Here is a 13,192-nt window from a genome sequence, read left to right on the forward strand (position 1 = left end):
GGGGAAGCCCATGAAAGCCTGGTTCGCAATTCCCCTGTGGCAGCGTGTTATCGGGGCGCTACTGCTGGGTGTCCTGGCCGGGCTCTATTTCCATTATTTCTGGCTGGCAGGTGCCGAGAACATCAAGATCGTCGGCGATGTCTTCGTCGCCTTCATCAAGATGCTGGTGGTGCCGCTGATCTTCTTCAGCCTCGTTGCCGGCATCGCTTCCATCGGCGATATCCGCAAGCTGGGCGCGGTTGGTGGGCGGGCGATCCTGCTGTTCTTCATAACCGGACAGATCGCCATCTGGCTGGGCATTGCGCTGGGAGCGATCTTCCAGCCCGGCGTAGGGCTGGACACCTCGGCCATCGACAGGGGCGAGCCGCCAACGCCCAATGAGGCTACCTGGCAGGAGATGGTCCTTTCCATGGTGCCGGATAACCCTGTGGCGGTGATGGCCGATGGCGCGGTGCTGCCGCTGATTGTCTTCTCCATCCTCATCGGCATGGGCATATTGATGGCGAAGGAGGAGGGGGCTCCGGTCCTCAAGATATTCGACAGCGGCGCCGTGGTCATGCAGCAGGTGACCGCCATCGTGATGGAGCTGACGCCTTTCGGTGTCTTCTCGCTGATTGCATGGGTTGTGGGCACGATCGGACCAGGCTCGCTCGCCGCGCTGGGACAGGTCGTCTTCCTCAACTATCTCGGCTGCCTGATCATGATCGGCGTGGTCTATATCGGCATGCTCAAGCTGATGGCCCGCGTGCCGGTGCGCGATTTCTTTCGCGGCATGGTGGATGCGATCGCGGTTGCCTATTCCACCGCCAGTTCCAGCGCGACCCTGCCGGTGACTTTGCGCTGCCTGCAACGCAATATCGGTGTCAGCCGCTCGGTTTCCAGTTTCACCGCCTCGCTGGGGGCGACGGTGAACATGGACGGCACGGCGATGTATCTGGGCCTTGCCACCGTGTTCGGCGCGCAAATCTTCGGCGTGGACCTCGACCTTGGCGACTACCTGATGGTTTCGCTGCTGGCGACGGTCGGCTCCGTCGGCGCGGCGGGCATTCCGGGCACGGGCCTGATCATGATGGCCATGGTGTTCGGAGCCGTGGGCGTGCCGCTGGAAACCATCGCTTTCGTCGCCGGTGTCGACCGGATCATGGACATGATGCGTACCACCACCAATGTCACCTCGGATGCGGCCATCGCGACGACCGTGGCGGCGATGACCGGTGAACTGGACCGCGAGGAACTGGTCAGCGCGGACGACATCTAGGCGGCGGTTGCGCCTTTCAGTCCTTCCGCCAAGCCGGGATTGCGCTGGCTCACTTCGGCGAGGAAGCGCTCACGCCATTCGGAATTGAGCGTGTCGCGCTGCATGCGCAGCGTCACACCGTCCTTGTCGATCGGCGCCGATTCCAGGCCCACCAGCCGTGCAACCCGGTCCACCGCAGCCTGCGGATTGGCCGTGACATCTTCATAGAGGATATGGAGCGGCCGCATCCGCTGCTTCTTGAAGAAGGCCTTCCAGCTTGCATCGGCTGTCAGCAAGGTTTCCAGGCGCCGACGGATATCATCATATTCATAGGAGGCCGAGCTGTCGGCAGCTCCCATGTCCGACCGGATCTGCCCGGTACGCAGGGCGCGGCTGATCGAGATGGCTTGTCCCAGCTTGTCGGCGCGCTCCAGATGGACGGCGCGATATCCGGCGAAGCGGTCGAGGAGCCGGGACTTTGCGAGGCCGGGCATATCGAACCAGAAGAGCTTGGCGGCGCGGAGCCCGTTGGAGCTGGCCGCCACCTGCTCGAAATGGTGCATCTGCGCTTGCAAGCTGGCCGGGTCGGCCGGATCGGCGAATCGGCGGCGCATATGGCCGTGGGTGAAATATTCGAGCGGTTTGCCCAGCTTCCCGGTGCTTTCGAGCAGCTGACAGAAATAGCTGCTGCCCGAGCGGGGATGCGTGCAAACCAGGTAGCCGGGGATATCCTGCCCGGTGCCCGTCATGCCTGCCGCCCCTTCGGTTTTTCCAATGCCTTCTTGCGGTAGCTGCACAAATCCACCACCGGGCAGCGCCAGCATTCGGGCGTGCGCGCCTTGCAGATATAGCGGCCGTGCAGGATCAGCCAGTGATGCGCGCCGAGGCGGAAGGGTTCGGGGACACGCTTCTCCAGCTTCGCCTCGACCTGCTCGGGCGTCTTGCCCTTGGCGAGGCCGGTGCGGTTGCCGACGCGAAAGATATGCGTGTCGACCGCGAAGGTCTCATGCCCGAACCAGCAATTGAGCACGACATTGGCCGTCTTGCGGCCCACGCCGGGCAGCTTCACCAGCTCCTCGCGGCTATCCGGAACCTCGCCACCATATTCGTCCACCAAAAGCTGGCTGAGCGCGATGACGTTCTTGGCCTTGGAGTTGAACAGGCCGATGGTCTTGATGTGCTCCCTCAAGCCCTCTTCGCCCAGGTCGAGCATCTGCTGCGGGGTCTGCACCTTGGCGAACAGCGCGCGCGTCGCCTTGTTCACGCCCACATCGGTCGCCTGGGCAGAGAGGGCCACCGCGACGACGAGCTGGTAGGCATTGCCATATTCCAGCTCGGTCTCGGGCTCGGGATTGTCCTCTGCCAGGCGGCGGAAGAATTCGAAAATCTGGTCCTTGGTCATGGAGAGGTCAGAGGCCGAGCACGTCCTGCATGGTGTAGCGCCCGGCGTCCCGGCCGATCAGCCAGGCGGCACCCTTCACCGCGCCATTGGCGAAGATCATGCGGTTTTCGGCGAGATGGGTGAGCTGCAGCCGCTCCTGCTCGCCGGCGAAATAGACCGAATGCTCGCCCGCGATGGTGCCGCCGCGCAATGCCGCGAAGCCGATCGCGCCTTCGGCCCGCGCACCGGTATGCCCGTCGCGCCCGCTTTCCATGACTGCGGACAGATGCGTGCCGCGTGCCGCCGCCGCCGCTTCGCCCAGCAGCAGCGCGGTGCCGCTGGGGGCATCGACTTTCATCCGGTGATGCATCTCGACGATCTCGATATCCCAGTCCGGACCCAACCGCTTGGCCGCCTCGCCCACCAGATGCGCCAGCAGCGTAACGCCGAGCGAGGTATTGCCCGTCTGCAGCACAGGCACCGCCTGCGCCGCATGATCGATGGCGAGGTGGTGTTCGTCGGTAATGCCGGTGGTCCCGATCAGGATCGGGATGCCTGCGCCGATTGCCGCATGAAGGTTGCCCTGAAGCGCTGCCGGGGCGGAGAAATCGACCAGCGCGTCGCTCGCATCGGCGAGCTTCGCCACGTCGTCTCCCCTGTCCGCACCGCCTGAACATTCGTGCCCCGTCGCCACAATCGCCTCGGCCAGCGCGTGCCCCATGCGCCCTTCGCTGCCGATAATTCCGATACGCGCCATTGCCTAATCCCCTTTGCTGGTGCTTCATGCTGCCTATGAGCAATATCCGCAATATCGTGATCCTCACCGGCGCGGGGATAAGCGCCGAAAGCGGTCTTCGAACCTTCCGCGCGGAAGACGGCTTGTGGGAAGATCATCCGGTGGAACAGGTCGCCACGCCCGAAGGATTCGCCGCCGATCCCGATCTCGTCCAGCGTTTCTATGACGAGCGGCGCGCCGGGGTGATGGCAGCCCAGCCCAACGACGCGCATGTGGCGCTCGCCCATCTCGATGAGAAGTGGGAAGGCGAATTGCTGATCGTCACGCAGAATATCGATGACCTTCATGAACGCGCCGGGGCGAGCCGCATGCTGCATATGCATGGCGAGGCGCTCTCCGCCTGGTGCATGGCCTGCGATATGCGCCATCACTGGGAAGGCGCGCTGAGCGACCGCCCGCCATGCCCGGCCTGCGGCGAGTCGGCACTGCGGCCCGACATCGTGTGGTTCGGTGAAATGCCCTATCGGATGGATGCGATCTTCGCCGCTTTGGCGGAGGCCGACCTGTTCGTTTCCATCGGCACCAGCGGCGCAGTCTATCCCGCCGCCGGATTCGTCCAGCAGGCACAGCTTGGCGGTGCGCGCACGCTGGAATTGAACCTCGAACAGAGTCTGGGATCGCGGCAATTCGACGAGACTCGTCTCGGCACGGCGAGCGAGCTGGTGCCACAATGGGTGACGGAAATGGTGGGCGAATAGGCCGCGCGGCCTGTGGTTCGGATGTGCCGTTAACGACTCCGGCTGCCGATTTCCCGATTCTGGACAGCGCCAATCATGGCATTGCTCGCGTGGGCGCAGATGGCGCACATCCGCGCCCCATGGCGGTGGCCGCGGCAGGCGACGCGAGGCTCGGCCGCAAGGGGGAAATGATGACGCGACACACGAGTTCTCCGGTCCAGGAATTGCGCGACGCCGTGCGCCAGGAAGCGCAGATGGGCGCGATCATTCGCAAGCGTGGGGGGCAGAAGATGCCTGGCACGCTTGTGAATGCCACCATTGCGGGCTTCTGCATGGATAGCCCTTTTCGCGGCAATGTGGGTGAGACCTATTACATCCTCATCCCGGGGCTCGAGAGCCAGACGGTCCAGTTGAAATGGACGTCCGTCCACCTGCACGGCTTCGCACTGGAAAAGCCGCTGCACCCGGTCATCCTCGCGCAGCTGTGCGAGAGCGAGATGATCGAGGGACCCGGCCTGGTCTCCCTTTCCGGAGGTGCGTCTGAGTACCCGCAGCTTCACCGTAGCGGCACATCGCTGCGCGAACGCCTGATTCGCCGCGCGGTTGGCTGAGCTGGCCATGGTGCAGGATGAACAGGATCGCACCGGACAGCCGGCTCGCAACCACGCGCCGCTGGCAAGCTGCTTCGCCGGCTATGGCATGGTGAATGGCCGCATCGTGTGGCTACGCGAAAGTGCGAGTGCCGAGCGGCCTGCGGAGCCTGTCTCAACGTGAACCCAAGCGGAGTTTTCCGCTCGCGCATGCAGTTCCCCGCCTGCCCATTCTTGATGGGCCCGAAAGGCTTTCCCGTCACCCGCGAGCACGCTTGAAATGTCTGCTCAGTCATTCTCGGCGGGGCGATATGCTCTCGTGAAAAATACCAATTGACGGAAATTCCTCACTTTCTTGCTTTCTGTCAAATCCCCGGCTCTGCCCTGCGGCTACTACAAATCACAGGCCCGGTCGTGGGCTAAGCGAGCGTTCGGTCCTCGGATGCTCGCGTAATTGGTCGCAAATAGGGGGTTACATAATGACAAGTTGGAAATTGGCTTCGCGCGCCTCTGGCGTCGCGATGACGGTCGCACTCGCCTTGGGTTCCGGTGGACTGGCGCATGCCGGTGAAATCATCGAACTCGAATCGGTTCTGGGTGACGGATTCATCCTGATCGATCCGGATGAGAATGTCGTCGAGCCGGGCGGGGCTCCGGTCACCACCGATCTCAACAATGACGACTTCATGTCGGACAATGGTTTTGCCCCCAACGGCGTCGCGAACTGCCTGATGGCCAGCAATGGCCTGGCCTGCGATGCGGAGCCCGGTTCCGGCAAGCGCATCAAGCACAACCTCACCGGTATGGGCGCACTCGATACGGTCTGGGCTGTCGAGGCTTCCGGCGGAACGACCGAATATTTCACCTTCGGCAAGATCACCAACCAGACCGACCTTCGCATGACGGGTTTCCGGATCGAGGTCGGCACGGGTAGCGGCGATAACTTCGTCCTCGCCTCGCAAAGTGGCGAGGCCCTGAGCATGGACCAGGTGGCCGAACTGCTGGGTAAGGCTGCCGAGTGGGAAGGCAATGGCGGCGTTGACGGGCAGAACCCGCTACAACGCGCGTTCTTCCCCGACGGGCTTTTCGGAACCGGCGGCCAGGAAGGTGAAGAGGGATACTTCACCGCGCCGGACCGGTCGGGCTTCTACTTCGTGCCCGAGGGCAGCGACACCCTGGTCACGGACGGTATCTGGGGCGGCTATGCGGTCCTGTTCGGGAATGGTGTGCTGTCGCGCAACCAGGTGCCCGAGGCCCTGTTCTTCGACAATGACGGCGATCCGTCGACAGAGGCCGAGCTGCTCTACTGGAAGGCGGGCGACCTGTGGCTCGATGGCGACGGCATCGTCCAGGATGCGGCGGCGGTCGATGCGCTGCTCGCCCGGGACGACTATTATGTCGACATCATCGAGGACCTGTCGAACGCCAACCTCAACTATTCCATCGACGTTGGCGATATTGCGGGCGAGCAGTTGACGATCCGCTTCGTGCCGGTATTCGCGCCCATCATCATGGCGGCGGAAACCGACTTCCAGTTCGACGTCGCCGTGTCCCTCGACCAGACGGAGATCCCCTACCTCTTCTACGACCAGTCCACCGCGACCGGCAGCGAAGTGACGATCAACCCGATCTTCGCCGATTTCCAGGAAGTGACCGGCGCGCTCAACTCGCTGTCCTCCGATGCGGAGATCCGGCAGGGGCTGGAGACGGCCGCAACCAGCTATTTGCGCAATTTCGGCATCCAGGCCCAGCTCGCCAGCCGCGACCAGCTCGAACTGGTGCTGCGCCATGTCGATGACAGCCGTACCAGCCATGACGGCCGCATCGCCGTCTTCCTGTCGGGTTCGCTCTCGACCGGCGATATCGAGCAGTCGGCCAATGGCGCCGGTTCCGACTTCGACGGGATGGCCCTGGCAGCCGGTGCCGACTACCGCCTGGCCGAGAATCTGCGCCTGGGTGCAGCCCTTGGCTATGGCCAGAACTCCGCGGATATCGACTTCGATCGCGGTGAGCTGGAAGTCGATGCGCTGACCGTGATGGGCTACGGCTCCTACGGTGCGGATACCGGGTTTTATGTCGATCTCGTCGGCGGCCACTCTTGGGTGGATTTCGACAATGATCGCGACATCAATATCGGTTCGCTGTCCCGCCATGCTTCGAGCGAGACCGATGGCCGCCAGTGGAACTTCGCCGCAAAGGCCGGCTATGGCGTCGAACTCGGCCCGGTGATCCTGGGGCCCAGCATCCAGTATCACTATTACGACCTGGAAGTGGATGGCTATGCGGAAAGCGGGGCAGGCGCCCTGTCGATGACCGTGGACGCCATGGAATTCGCTTCCGAGACGCTGTGGCTCGGCGGCCAGGTGGAACTGCCGATCGCGAGCGGTGCCAACAGCTTCGAGCCGCGCCTGTCGGCACATTGGGTGAAGGAATTCGAGGATGAGGGCGCTTTCGTGGCAACCGCATTCACCGATGGCCTGCTGCCCTTCATCACGCCGATCGATGCGGTCGACGATGAATATGTCCGCGTGGGCGCAGGCGTGACCGGCCATTTCCAGGCCAGCAGCAGCATGCCGATCGACGTGTCGATCAACTATGACGGCACGCTGGCCAATCGGGATTATGACGAGCACCGCGTCAGCCTGGAAGCCACCGCACGCTTCTAGGACTCCCAAAGCCAGGAGGCACGAGATGGAGGCGTCCGGCGCATGCGTCGGGCGCCTCGCTCTTTTTGGGATGGAGTCGCGGGGGCGACCTCCTCAGCCGATAGTACTCCCGCACGCCTTGCACGCCGGGTCCTTGGCAATCTTCAGGCTGCGCATGCCCGGCTTCAGTCCATCGAGCAGGTGGAGCTGGCCCCATTGCGGCTCGCCCATGCCGCCATTTCCGCTGACGAGGATGCGCACGGCCTGCATCGCGGCAAAGCTCGCCGCCCAGCCGGCCATCGCGCCCAGCATGCCGTCTTCGGCACAAGTGTCGCAATCGTCGGCATCGAAAGCATCGCCGACATAGCAGCGATAGCAGGGCTGGCCGACCAGGTGTCCGGCAAAGGCGCCGACCTGTCCCTGAAAGCGTCCGACCGCGGCGGAGAGGAGCGGGACACGCTCTGCCACGCAGGCATCGGAGACGGCGAGGCGGGTGGCGAAATTGTCCGTCCCGTCGAGCACGAGGTCGACGCTCTCGACCACGCGCGCGGCGCTTTCGGGCGTGATGCGTGCATCGGAAATGGTCACGTCCAGCGCATTGTCGAAATTGGAGACCCAGCGGCGCGCGGCCACCGCCTTGCCATGGCCGATATCGCGGGTGGTGTAGATGGTCTGGCGTTGCAGGTTGGTGAGATCGACATCGTCATCGTCGACCAGTGTCAGCGTCCCGATTCCGGCTGCTGCGAGATATTGCAGCGCCGGCGCGCCGATCCCGCCCAGCCCAACCAGCAGCACATGGCTTCCCGCCAGCGCCGCCTGCCCCGCGCCGCCGATTTCGGGCAGCACGATATGGCGGGCAAAGCGTTCGAGCCGCTCGGGCTCCATGCCGGTGGACGGGGTGTGGGCAACAGGCTCGGCCATCTGTGCATCCCTAGCGCTATTGCCGGGCGGGTAAAGCGGGGGATGCGCTTTCCTACAAGCTGTGGACGATGCGATCGGGGCTGCTGGCTCTTTCGACATGTGGATAGCGGGCGGGAAAGCGGTTCCCCCTTTGGGAGGTGTCAACTTGGCACCTAGGCCCATTTCCCTAGGATTTCTGCGGGTCTGCGGGGCCTTCGACAGGGTGGCAGACTGTCAACTTTGTCAGTTTTGCAGCCTGTGCACAGCCCTGTGGATAGCTTGCGGACAAGCCTGTGCACCGCGCCGGGATAACCCCGGGCGGTGTACTTGTCGGCAAGTCTGTGGATCGGCGGTGGAAGCCTAGCGGGAAAACCCGATAGTAACCATCAGCTCTCGAGCTGGCGGAGCAGGCTGCGGACGTCACCATCCATATCGGCATCGCGCTGGCGCAGGTCCTCGATCAGGCGCACCGCGTGGATCACGGTGGAATGATCGCGGCCGCCGAACTTGCGGCCGATCTCCGGGTAGGAGCGCGGCGTCAGCACCTTGGCGAGATACATCGCCACCTGGCGCGGACGAACCACGGCACGGGCGCGGCGCTTGGAGCTCATCTCGCTGCGGTCGATGCGATAGAACTGGCACACGGTGCGCTGGATCTCGTCGATCGTGATGCGGCGGCGATTGGCCGACAGGATATCGGTCAGCTGCTCTTCGGCCAGCTGCAGAGAGACTTCCTGCCCCGTCAGCTGGGCATAAGCGACCAGCTTGTTGAGGCCGCCGACCAGCTCGCGCACGTTTCGGTTGATGGTGCGGGCGAGGAAATCGATCACATCGTCTGGCACGTCGAGCGGGGCGAACTTGGTCAGCTTCGATTCGAGGATCAGGCGACGCAGTTCGATATCGGCAGCCTGGATATCGGCGACGAGGCCCATCGACAGGCGGCTGAGCAGGCGCGGCTCCACACCGTCCAGCGCCTGCGGCGCGCGGTCGGCGGCGAAGACCAGCCGCTTGCCCTCAGCGAGGAGCGCGTCGATCGTGTAGAGCAGCTCTTCCTGTGCGGAAGCCTTGCCGATGATGAACTGGATATCGTCGACGAGAAGGAGGTCGAAGCCGCGCAGGCGGGCCTTGAACTCGATCATCTCGTTCGACTTCAGCGCCTGCACGAACTCGACCATGAAACGCTCGGCGCTGCAGTAGAAGATGCGCGCACGCGGGTGCGCCTGCAGGTAGGAGTGGCCGATGGCGTGCATCAGGTGAGTCTTGCCCTGACCGGTGGCGGCCTTGAGGTAGAGCGGGCTGAACTGCGGCTTTTCGGCCTTGGCCATGCGCTCCGCCGCGTTCTTGGCGAGCACATTGGTGGAGCCGGTGACGAAAGCGGCAAAGGTCAGCGAGGGGTCGAGGCCGACGCTGGAGGTAAAGCCATCGTCGCCGATCGATTCCATCGCCAGCGTCGCGTCATTGGCCGCGCGATGGCCGAATCCGTCATCGCCGCGCAGGTCGAGGTCGGCCAGCTTGCGGCGGCCGGGATGGACCTTGATCGAAACGTGGCGCACTTCGCTGCGGGCGATCTTCCACGCCAGCGAGAGCCGGTCATGGAATCGGTCATTCACCCAGTTTGCGGAAAACTCGGTCGGCAGGAACAGCTCAAGCGTTCCCGTTTCCTTGTTGAAGCTTCCCAGCTGGATGGGGCGGATCCACTGCGTGAAAAGCTGGTTGCCCAGATCCTTGCGCAGGCCCTGGCTGATATCCGACCAGTCGGCCTGCAGGTCCAGTGCTTCTTGCTCTTCCATGTTCTCGGTCGCCTCATCGCGCTTTGCCGGATTCCCTTGCCCGGCGTGCGGTCCCACACGTATCATCTCGTACCGTTCCTTATCCCGAGAGGCCTGCCCAGCTGTTCCCCCAGTCCCCTGGAACGAAGGCATAACTCCCCCGACCGGAAAAGCGGCATGCGCAGTCCCGGGCCCCGTTCCAGTGGCTCGTCAAATAGCAATCGAACCGGCTCGGTCGCGATCACATTTCCAGTTATGAAGATCGCGGGGCTAGGAGCAAGGGGCGTGGTGTAAAAAAAGCTAAATAAATGCGGTTGACTCGCGCGTGATCGGCGGGTTTGCGTTCAACACACTGAAAAATAAGCAAAGTTTTGTGACAGTGCTGCGAATCGCGGTTTTCCCTAGGGTTTCCGCGTTGCAGCAACGGGCTCTGCTGCAGATGCGAAAAGGGCCGGTGGCAAAAGCCCCGGCCCCGTTCCAACTTCGTTCCGCCGAAGCGGCCGAAATGAGTGGCGAATCAGAGAGCGGCGACTCGCTTGGTCAGCCGGCTCAGCTTGCGCGCAGCAGTGTTCTTGTGCAGCACGCCCTTGGCCACGCCCTTGGCCATTTCCGGCTGTGCAGCCTTCAGCGCTTCGGCAGCGGCAGTCTTGTCACCAGCGGTGCAGGCGGTCTCCACCTTCTTCACCTGGGTGCGGATGCGGCTCATGCGGGCGCCGTTGATCTCAGCGCGCTTGTTGTTGCGGCGGATGCGCTTTTTTGATTGCAGCGTGTTGGCCATGTTCGTTCCTGTCTCGTGCCGTCCGTCAGACGGCCGGTCTGTCTGTCTAAGCTATCGAAAAATGGCGGACACCCGCCGGAAAGCGCGCGACATAGGCGGCGAGACCCGAATCGTCAACCGATTGTTGGCACCCGCAAATGCCGGGCGCGAGCCACCAGGCTGGCTTGGCTTCCTACTTCTGGCAGCTTGGGCAGAACCACGTGCTGCGCCCGCCTTGCACGATGCGGCGGATAGTGCCGTCATCGCAGCGCTGGCAGGGTTCGCCCTCGCGGCCATAGACGGCAAAGCGGGTCGCGAAATAGCCCAGCTCCCCATCGGGCCTTGCATAGTCGCGCAGGGAAGAGCCGCCATCCTTGATCGATTGTAGCAGCACGTCGCGGATGGCCGGCACCAGCCTTTCGAGCGCCGGGCGATAGACTTTCCCCCCGGCCTTGCGCGGATGGATGCCGGCTCGGAACAGCGCCTCGCACACATATATATTGCCAAGGCCAGCCACCACCGACTGGTCGAGCAGCAGCAGCTTGATCGCCTGCTTGCGGCCCTTCAGCGCCGCGCGCAGGTGATCGACCGTCAGCGCGTCGCCCAAAGGCTCGGGCCCCATGGCGGCGAAGGCGGGCCAGGTATCGAGCTGCGGCGTATCGACAAGGTCGACAAAGCCGAAGCGGCGCGGATCGCACAGGGCGAAGCGGTGCGCTGCGGTTTCCAGCACCAGGTGGTCGTGCTTGTCGTCCGCCTCAGGATCGATGCGCCAGCGCCCGCTCATGCCGAGGTGGAAGATGAGCGTCGTGTCGCGGTCGGTATGAATGAGGCCGTATTTCGCCCGCCGTCCCAACGAGGAGACCGTCGCGCCGGTCAGCGCCTGGACCAGCCCTTCGGGAAAAGGGAAGCGCATGTCCGGCCGGTTTTGCCGCACGCGCGTGATGCGCTCCCCATCGAGGAAGCGCGCCAGTCCGCGCACGGTGGTTTCGACTTCGGGCAATTCCGGCATGGCGCGGTTGGTAAGGTCAGCGATCCTGCTTGTCTACGGGCCGCGCCGCACCTAGCTATCAGCCTTCAATGAGAGGCGAGGAAACCATGCCCATGACACCCTACCAGTCCAGCGTGCCCGTGTTCATCACCGTCCTGACCAACATGAAGGACTGGCTCGACAAGGCGGCCGCGCAAAAGGGCGAGGCCGAATTGCTCGAAGCCCGCCTGGCACCCGACATGTATCCGCTGGCCAAGCAGGTGCAGCTGGTTTCGGACAGCGCCAAGGGCTGCGGCGCGCGCCTCACCGGGGTGGAGGCTCCATCCATGCCCGATACCGAAGCGAGTTTTGCCGAACTGAAGGAGCGCTGCGACAAGACCATCGCCTTCCTCGAGAGCCTCGATCCTGCTGCGATCGATGCGGGCATCGCGCGGGAGATCGAACTGAAATTCCCCAATGGCGGCGGCATGCGCTTTGGCGGGCAGACATATCTGACCGGCTTCGTGCTGCCGAACGTCTATTTCCACGCCAGCATGCTCTACGCGATCCTGCGTTCGGCCGGGGTGGATATCGGCAAGCTCGATTTCCTTGCCCATCTCGGCCCCAATGTCTTCCCGCCGCCGGAGAAGGCGGACGCCTGATTGCCGGCCACGGCTTGCCGGAGTGCAGGTGACGCTTTCACTGGCACGCCTCGCCGTCAGCCGCTAAGGCGCGCGGCATGAACGACCAGGTTTCCTTTGGCTACACCGACGTAGCTCCGGAGGAAAAGACCCGCCGCGTGGGCGCGGTCTTTTCCAATGTCGCGGCCAAATACGACATCATGAACGATGCCATGTCGGGCGGCCTTCACCGCTTGTGGAAGGACCGTTTCGTCAAGCGGGTGAAGCCGCAGCCGGGCGAGGCGATCCTCGATATGGCAGGCGGCACGGGCGACATCGCCTTCCGCATGGCCGAACGCGGGGCCGAGGTGGTGGTTGCCGATATCAACCAGGACATGCTCGATGTCGGGGTCGAGCGGGCGATGAAGCGCGGGCTCACCGGCCTCACCTGGTCCTGCCAGAATGCCGAGGACCTGACCTATATCGACAAGCAGTTCGATGCCTATACGATTGCCTTCGGCATCCGCAACGTGACGCATATCGACAAGGCGCTGCGCGAGGCGCACCGCGTGCTGAAATATGGCGGGCGCTTCTATTGCCTCGAATTCTCCACCATGACCTGGCCCGGCGCGAAGGAGGCTTATGACTTCTATTCGCACAGACTGGTGCCGCAGATCGGCAAGGCGGTGGCCGGTGACGAGGAGAGCTATCGCTATCTGATCGAAAGCATCCGCCGCTTCCCCTCCATGCCCGAATTCGAGCAGATGATCCGCGATGCGGGCTTTGCGCGCACGAAGGTGGAGCCGATCATGGGCGGCCTTGTCGCGATCCATTCGGGGTGGAAAGTCTGACC

14 protein-coding genes are annotated in these 13,192 nt (G+C 63.6%); 7 read left to right on the forward strand and 7 right to left on the reverse strand.

All coding sequences use genetic code 11. The features are described from left to right. The first annotated feature begins 10 nt into the window (after positions 1-10). Complete coding sequence (locus E5222_RS00700; RefSeq protein WP_136691576.1) at positions 11-1,258, forward strand: dicarboxylate/amino acid:cation symporter; 1,248 nt, start codon at positions 11-13, stop codon at positions 1,256-1,258. Here E5222_RS00700 and E5222_RS00705 read toward each other — a convergent pair. The 3 genes from E5222_RS00705 to dapB are packed head-to-tail and all read right to left on the reverse strand — an operon-like array spanning position 1,255 to position 3,375. Beyond that, positions 1,255-1,986: a Stf0 family sulfotransferase gene (locus E5222_RS00705; RefSeq protein WP_169053433.1), complete on the reverse strand. Its 732-nt coding sequence runs from the start codon at positions 1,984-1,986 to the stop codon at positions 1,255-1,257. The two genes, E5222_RS00700 and E5222_RS00705, sit on opposite strands and share 4 nt — an antisense overlap. After that, complete coding sequence (nth, locus tag E5222_RS00710; RefSeq protein ID WP_136691580.1) at positions 1,983-2,639, reverse strand: endonuclease III; 657 nt, start codon at positions 2,637-2,639, stop codon at positions 1,983-1,985. Before nth ends, E5222_RS00705 begins: the two co-directional genes overlap by 4 nt. A 7-nt stretch (positions 2,640-2,646) precedes the next feature. Beyond that, a complete protein-coding gene (gene dapB, locus E5222_RS00715; protein WP_136691582.1) occupies positions 2,647-3,375 on the reverse strand; it encodes a 4-hydroxy-tetrahydrodipicolinate reductase in 729 nt (242 codons plus the stop codon). 35 nt (positions 3,376-3,410) lie between these two features. Between dapB and E5222_RS00720 the strand changes: the two genes are divergently transcribed. The 4 genes from E5222_RS00720 to E5222_RS00730 all read left to right on the forward strand — a co-directional run bounded on the left by E5222_RS00720 (position 3,411) and on the right by E5222_RS00730 (position 7,347). Beyond that, the gene (locus tag E5222_RS00720) at positions 3,411-4,112 is read left to right on the forward strand and encodes an NAD-dependent deacylase (RefSeq protein ID WP_136691584.1); all 702 of its coding nucleotides are present in this window, start codon (positions 3,411-3,413) and stop codon (positions 4,110-4,112) included. A gap of 170 nt (positions 4,113-4,282) precedes the next feature. Next, positions 4,283-4,702 (forward strand): hypothetical protein, encoded by a 420-nt coding sequence (locus E5222_RS00725; protein ID WP_136691586.1) that lies wholly within the window; start codon positions 4,283-4,285, stop codon positions 4,700-4,702. A gap of 7 nt (positions 4,703-4,709) precedes the next feature. Beyond that, entirely contained in the window at positions 4,710-4,865 is a 156-nt protein-coding gene (locus E5222_RS16355) for a hypothetical protein (RefSeq protein ID WP_169053434.1), read from the forward strand. Positions 4,866-5,160: 295 nt separating this feature from the next. Next, complete coding sequence (locus E5222_RS00730; protein ID WP_136691588.1) at positions 5,161-7,347, forward strand: choice-of-anchor F family protein; 2,187 nt, start codon at positions 5,161-5,163, stop codon at positions 7,345-7,347. 93 nt (positions 7,348-7,440) lie between these two features. On the opposite strand, the gene E5222_RS00735 is transcribed toward E5222_RS00730, so the two are convergent. The 4 genes from E5222_RS00735 to mutM form a co-directional block, all read right to left on the reverse strand. Further along, on the reverse strand, positions 7,441-8,247 hold the full coding sequence (locus E5222_RS00735; RefSeq protein ID WP_246021489.1) for a HesA/MoeB/ThiF family protein: 807 nt from the start codon (positions 8,245-8,247) through the stop codon (positions 7,441-7,443). A gap of 365 nt (positions 8,248-8,612) precedes the next feature. Next, positions 8,613-10,016 carry a chromosomal replication initiator protein DnaA gene (gene dnaA / locus E5222_RS00740; protein ID WP_136691590.1) on the reverse strand — a complete coding sequence of 468 codons (1,404 nt, stop codon included), beginning with the start codon at positions 10,014-10,016 and terminating at the stop codon, positions 8,613-8,615. A gap of 496 nt (positions 10,017-10,512) precedes the next feature. Continuing rightward, a complete protein-coding gene (gene rpsT / locus E5222_RS00745) occupies positions 10,513-10,773 on the reverse strand; it encodes a 30S ribosomal protein S20 (RefSeq protein ID WP_136691592.1) in 261 nt (86 codons plus the stop codon). A gap of 172 nt (positions 10,774-10,945) precedes the next feature. Beyond that, the gene (gene mutM, locus E5222_RS00750) at positions 10,946-11,761 is read right to left on the reverse strand and encodes a bifunctional DNA-formamidopyrimidine glycosylase/DNA-(apurinic or apyrimidinic site) lyase (protein ID WP_136691594.1); all 816 of its coding nucleotides are present in this window, start codon (positions 11,759-11,761) and stop codon (positions 10,946-10,948) included. A gap of 86 nt (positions 11,762-11,847) precedes the next feature. On the opposite strand from mutM, the gene E5222_RS00755 reads away from it, so the two are divergent. Continuing rightward, positions 11,848-12,381, forward strand: coding sequence for a DUF1993 domain-containing protein (locus tag E5222_RS00755; protein ID WP_136691595.1), 534 nt, complete (start codon positions 11,848-11,850; stop codon positions 12,379-12,381). A 77-nt stretch (positions 12,382-12,458) separates the two neighbouring features. Further along, positions 12,459-13,190, forward strand: coding sequence for a class I SAM-dependent methyltransferase (locus tag E5222_RS00760; protein WP_136691597.1), 732 nt, complete (start codon positions 12,459-12,461; stop codon positions 13,188-13,190). Positions 13,191-13,192 lie beyond the last annotated feature (2 nt).

The organism is Alteraurantiacibacter aquimixticola (assembly GCF_004965515.1).
Taxonomy (GTDB): domain Bacteria; phylum Pseudomonadota; class Alphaproteobacteria; order Sphingomonadales; family Sphingomonadaceae; genus Alteraurantiacibacter; species Alteraurantiacibacter aquimixticola.

Bases quoted from the DNA above. Each gene is read 5' to 3' on its own strand.
- E5222_RS00700 (WP_136691576.1), top strand. From the start codon at position 11: ATGAAAGCCTGGTTCGCAATTCCCCTGTGGCAGCGTGTTATCGGGGCG.
- E5222_RS00705 (WP_169053433.1), bottom strand. From the start codon at position 1,986: ATGACGGGCACCGGGCAGGATATCCCCGGCTACCTGGTTTGCACGCAT.
- nth (WP_136691580.1), bottom strand. From the start codon at position 2,639: ATGACCAAGGACCAGATTTTCGAATTCTTCCGCCGCCTGGCAGAGGAC.
- dapB (WP_136691582.1), bottom strand. From the start codon at position 3,375: ATGGCGCGTATCGGAATTATCGGCAGCGAAGGGCGCATGGGGCACGCG.
- E5222_RS00720 (WP_136691584.1), top strand. From the start codon at position 3,411: ATGAGCAATATCCGCAATATCGTGATCCTCACCGGCGCGGGGATAAGC.
- E5222_RS00725 (WP_136691586.1), top strand. From the start codon at position 4,283: ATGACGCGACACACGAGTTCTCCGGTCCAGGAATTGCGCGACGCCGTG.
- E5222_RS16355 (WP_169053434.1), top strand. From the start codon at position 4,710: ATGGTGCAGGATGAACAGGATCGCACCGGACAGCCGGCTCGCAACCAC.
- E5222_RS00730 (WP_136691588.1), top strand. From the start codon at position 5,161: ATGACAAGTTGGAAATTGGCTTCGCGCGCCTCTGGCGTCGCGATGACG.
- E5222_RS00735 (WP_246021489.1), bottom strand. From the start codon at position 8,247: ATGGCCGAGCCTGTTGCCCACACCCCGTCCACCGGCATGGAGCCCGAG.
- dnaA (WP_136691590.1), bottom strand. From the start codon at position 10,016: ATGGAAGAGCAAGAAGCACTGGACCTGCAGGCCGACTGGTCGGATATC.
- rpsT (WP_136691592.1), bottom strand. From the start codon at position 10,773: ATGGCCAACACGCTGCAATCAAAAAAGCGCATCCGCCGCAACAACAAG.
- mutM (WP_136691594.1), bottom strand. From the start codon at position 11,761: ATGCCGGAATTGCCCGAAGTCGAAACCACCGTGCGCGGACTGGCGCGC.
- E5222_RS00755 (WP_136691595.1), top strand. From the start codon at position 11,848: ATGCCCATGACACCCTACCAGTCCAGCGTGCCCGTGTTCATCACCGTC.
- E5222_RS00760 (WP_136691597.1), top strand. From the start codon at position 12,459: ATGAACGACCAGGTTTCCTTTGGCTACACCGACGTAGCTCCGGAGGAA.